Below are 3,644 nucleotides of genomic sequence, written 5' to 3'. Positions count from 1 at the left end.
AACAATGATTATCATTATTGTACTTGGTGATTTTATTCCTTGGAAGTCCCTTAAGCGTTAGACTTACCGCCCTACTCAACAGTATTTTGGCATTACAAACAGTGGCGAGCAGAAAAGGTAATTGAGAGGATTAGGGATGCGTTGCATGAGCAAGTTCGCCAGCAGGTAAAAAAAAAGCCAAATGGACAACCTTGATTATTATTGACTCCCAAGCGGTGAAAAACACTTGTAATGCTAGCGTAGAGTCGAAGGGATTTTGTTTTTACAAGTCTACAAACGGTATTAAAAGGCATTTAGGGGTGGATACTTTGGGGTTTCCTTTTTTTAGTCATTGCACCAAAGCCAATGTATCTGACGATCAGGGATTACTTGAAATGTTGTCATACAAGATTGACTACTTCAAATCTAAACCTGTCAACATTCCCAAGATTACTATCCTTCTTGACAATGGATATCATCCAAAGCAACTAGAGGAGGAGGAGTTGAAAATTTATCCAGCTATTATGACCAAGATTAAGTTTCAACACTCACCTAAACCGTCAAGAACTCAGAAAACAAAGGAAGGAAAAACAGGCTTTGTCCCAGTCAAAGCTAGATGGGTGATAGAAAGAACCAACTCTTGGATGGAAAGGTGTAAAAGTTTAGTCAAGAATTTTGAGCGCACTCTTGATAATGCCACCGCCAAGCTTAATCTTTGTTTTGTTCGCCTGATGCTTAAAAGACTTGCAACTTGTTAGATAGATCCCAAATGGGTTTTATAGAGGGCAACCGCTCAATACCTTCTCTACAGCCTTGTGTTGTGAATTCTTGCTAGACAATAACTGAAATTTAGAAATATGAGGCTACGCCAAATCTTTTTGAGAGCGTTGCGGTAAACCACAACGTTGTTTGCACACATAACAAAAGCGATCGCCCACGTCTGGTAAACACAGCGATCGCCTTTTTACCCCAAACAAGAGGTATTTCTAATGATGACACAACTTTCAGCCCCTACGCCAACAAAAGATCCGTTAACCACACAGGATCGCCAAATCATTGCAACTATCGTCAATCAGTCGGACTATTCAAAAGAGTGCCAGCCCGAAGATGTAGTAACTATCTGGATTAGTGAAGATGACACTACGGTTTGGGTGAAAATGACCCACGGCTATGCTAGATATCACAAACAATCTTTCAAACGCGCTGTTGCAGAGGTAAAAGCGAGTCTTTCTGCTCCAGTAGAGCGCAATCACAAGGAAGATGAGAAATTGAGACAAGCTTCTGAGAAAATTGGCTTGTTGGGTGATTGTGACTGGCTATCGTTGAGCGTCCAATACTATCCTGATAAAGTAATCGGTCACGCTGGTTGTTATATCTCTCACAAGGCTCGAATATTAACGCCACCAACTGAATGGGATTTCACCCTGCCGAAGTGGAATATGCCTGCTGCCATCTGTCCAGACTGCGAAGGGCATGGGTGCGGTAACTGTGGGTATCGCGGGACTCGTGCAGAAGACCTGTGTACGCCAGTAGACGGCTACCGACTGACCTATGTAGGACGCACTGACCTTCAGACGGCTCATAACGTATATCTAGATGGTGAGTTCTTGGGAATTGTCTTCAAGGTCAGAAACGCTGATGAGTTATGGGAAAACGACCCGAAGACCTACTATTGGCGCTGTGGCGATGGAGTCCAGTATCGGAGTGTGAAAGAGGCTGTAGAAGGACTGTCCAGGGCAACTGCTCCGATTGAACTGCCGCAAGTTCGTCGGGAGTTGGTAGCAGCGTAAGAAAATTAGAAGGCGTGGCTGAATCAACGGTCGCGCCTGCTGTTTCGAGGAGTAGATAAAGTGCTGATGCTGCCAAGCGAGTGTTGATGGAAAAGGTGGACTAACAGCCTACCACCGAATCTGAAACAATCAAATATAATAAACTGTCGCGCTCAAAAATGACCCAACAACCACACGATAAATTTGCCAAACAGTTTCTAGAAGAATTACTAGCTCCTTTTGGGGAAGTAAGAACGAATAGGGAAGTAACGGACGAAACTAGATTTGTTGATGTGTTATTTTTTCCAACACCAACATCCGCTACTAATGCAGAAACTTTAGGATTATTGGGTAGAATTGCCGTATTAAATACTACTTTACTAGAGCCATTTCGCAATCAGCCGAGTAGAACGGAGGTACGCAATTGTCTTCAAAAATTGTTCACTGTGATTGCAGACGCGCAACGCAGAGCCAACAGGGAAGACACAACAATAGCAGAGAACGATTTAGCAAGACTGTGGATCTTAGCGTCTAGTGCTTCAAAAGCTTTGCTCAAGGCTGAATGGCACTAACAAAAGCTCTAAGCTATGTGGGGTAAGGGCTACAGCTTTAATAACCTACGAGTGCAGTAATGCTATGAGTAACTGCGATCGCCGAAGGAGAGATGATGTAGGATTGCCCAAAAATTTGTGGAGGTAGAAAAAGCAAAGCTCGTTCATGGAATACTTTCTTTAAAACGAGCAAGCACATACGATAACTACTACTGTGACATTACGAGTACAAATCCTTAAGGAGAAATTTAGCCAAAGTTTAGGGCTACCTTTTAAAGAATTGTTGCCAGAATCTCTAGTTAGGCAAGCAATATCTGAGCTAAAGATGAAATACAAAAAGCGATTATTTGACCAGGGCAAACGCATCTAAATATTGACAAGGCGGAATAAGGATGAAAAATACCAATACTCCAACTACATAAGGCTTTGAGGAAATAAAATCTCACTTTATATGAAATTGATAATCATTATGAGGAGGGAGTTAGAGGCAGCCATCGGCTGCCTGACTTTTCACGGTCAGTTCTAAAACCACCAATTAACATAGGTTTTCTCACAGTTTAATTCTCAATAGTTTTAAATTAATGACTAGGAGTCACAAGAAGATCAGCGTTTGCCCTACTAAAATTATGCGATCGCAAGAAGGCAGGTGGTTACGCGATCGCTAACCGACTAAAGTGACTTTTACAGGTGCCGTGAAAAGTTAGGACGGCTGCCCTTGATTAAATATGGTATTTTAACAATTGGTCCAAAGAAGAATTCCATTCTTATTCTCATTCGATGAAGCTCAAACCAAAAATCACGATTGCTGACCATTTTTTGGGAATAGAAGACCCACGAATAGACCGCACTAAACGACACAATTTAATTGATATCATGACGATTGCTATCTGTGCAGTGATTTGTGGGGCAGATGGTTGGGTGGGAATAGAGACTTATGGTTGTGCGAAGTATGAATGGTTAAAAACATTTTTATAACTCCCGAATGGCATTCCGTCACACGATACATTTGCACGGGTATTTGCTTAAAATTTATCCCCAGCAGTTCCAGTCATGTTTTCTTGATTGGATGAAATCCATAACTAAGATAACTAATGGTGAAGTTGTCGCACTTGACGGGAAAACCTTACGTGGTTCTTACGATAAAAGTAGCGCTCAAAGCGCAATTGTGATGGTGAGTGCATGGGCAACTGTAAATAAACTAGTACTAGGACAGGTGAAAGTCAATGAAAAGTCCAATGAAATTACAGCGATTCCAGAGTTGTTAAAGGTATTATACCAATTTAATATGAGGCTGCATAGAATAAAGCTTCCAGGATAAAGTTGTAAGAAGAGACAGAAATTACCT

5 protein-coding genes and 1 pseudogene are annotated in these 3,644 nt (G+C 41.7%); 4 read left to right on the top strand and 2 right to left on the bottom strand.

The window, feature by feature from the left end:
- Nucleotides 1–191: 191 nt before the first annotated feature.
- A complete protein-coding gene (locus ACFFAP_RS37090; RefSeq protein WP_375515884.1) occupies nucleotides 192–737 on the top strand; it encodes a transposase in 546 nt (181 codons plus the stop codon).
- Nucleotides 738–828: 91 nt separating this feature from the next.
- Here the strand turns inward: ACFFAP_RS37090 and ACFFAP_RS37085 are convergent, their stop codons facing one another.
- A complete protein-coding gene (locus ACFFAP_RS37085) occupies nucleotides 829–978 on the bottom strand; it encodes a hypothetical protein (protein ID WP_375515883.1) in 150 nt (49 codons plus the stop codon).
- Here ACFFAP_RS37085 and ACFFAP_RS37080 point away from each other — a divergent pair.
- Together ACFFAP_RS37080 and ACFFAP_RS37075 are read left to right on the top strand one after the other, a co-directional pair.
- Entirely contained in the window at nucleotides 969–1,769 is an 801-nt protein-coding gene (locus tag ACFFAP_RS37080) for a hypothetical protein (RefSeq protein ID WP_375515882.1), read from the top strand. The two genes, ACFFAP_RS37085 and ACFFAP_RS37080, sit on opposite strands and share 10 nt — an antisense overlap.
- 158 nt (nucleotides 1,770–1,927) lie before the next feature.
- Complete coding sequence (locus tag ACFFAP_RS37075) at nucleotides 1,928–2,320, top strand: hypothetical protein (protein WP_375515881.1); 393 nt, start codon at nucleotides 1,928–1,930, stop codon at nucleotides 2,318–2,320.
- Nucleotides 2,321–2,357: 37 nt separating this feature from the next.
- Here ACFFAP_RS37075 and ACFFAP_RS37070 read toward each other — a convergent pair whose 3' ends face one another.
- A complete protein-coding gene (locus ACFFAP_RS37070) occupies nucleotides 2,358–2,498 on the bottom strand; it encodes a hypothetical protein (RefSeq protein WP_375515880.1) in 141 nt (46 codons plus the stop codon).
- A 578-nt stretch (nucleotides 2,499–3,076) separates the two neighbouring features.
- On the opposite strand from ACFFAP_RS37070, the pseudogene ACFFAP_RS37065 reads away from it, so the two are divergent.
- Nucleotides 3,077–3,572: pseudogene (locus tag ACFFAP_RS37065) on the top strand (ISAs1 family transposase); the annotation flags it as partial.
- Nucleotides 3,573–3,644 lie beyond the last annotated feature (72 nt).

The organism is uncultured Nostoc sp., from assembly GCF_964245575.1.
GTDB lineage: Bacteria > Cyanobacteriota > Cyanobacteriia > Cyanobacteriales > Nostocaceae > Nostoc.
The sequence above is the reverse complement of the archived record's forward strand: the minus strand, read 5'-3'. Positions and strand labels throughout refer to the sequence as shown.

Coding starts and splice junctions, on each gene's coding strand:
- ACFFAP_RS37080 (WP_375515882.1), top strand. CDS start 969: ATGATGACACAACTTTCAGCCCCTACGCCAACAAAAGATCCGTTAACC.
- ACFFAP_RS37075 (WP_375515881.1), top strand. CDS start 1,928: ATGACCCAACAACCACACGATAAATTTGCCAAACAGTTTCTAGAAGAA.
- ACFFAP_RS37070 (WP_375515880.1), bottom strand. CDS start 2,498: ATGTGCTTGCTCGTTTTAAAGAAAGTATTCCATGAACGAGCTTTGCTT.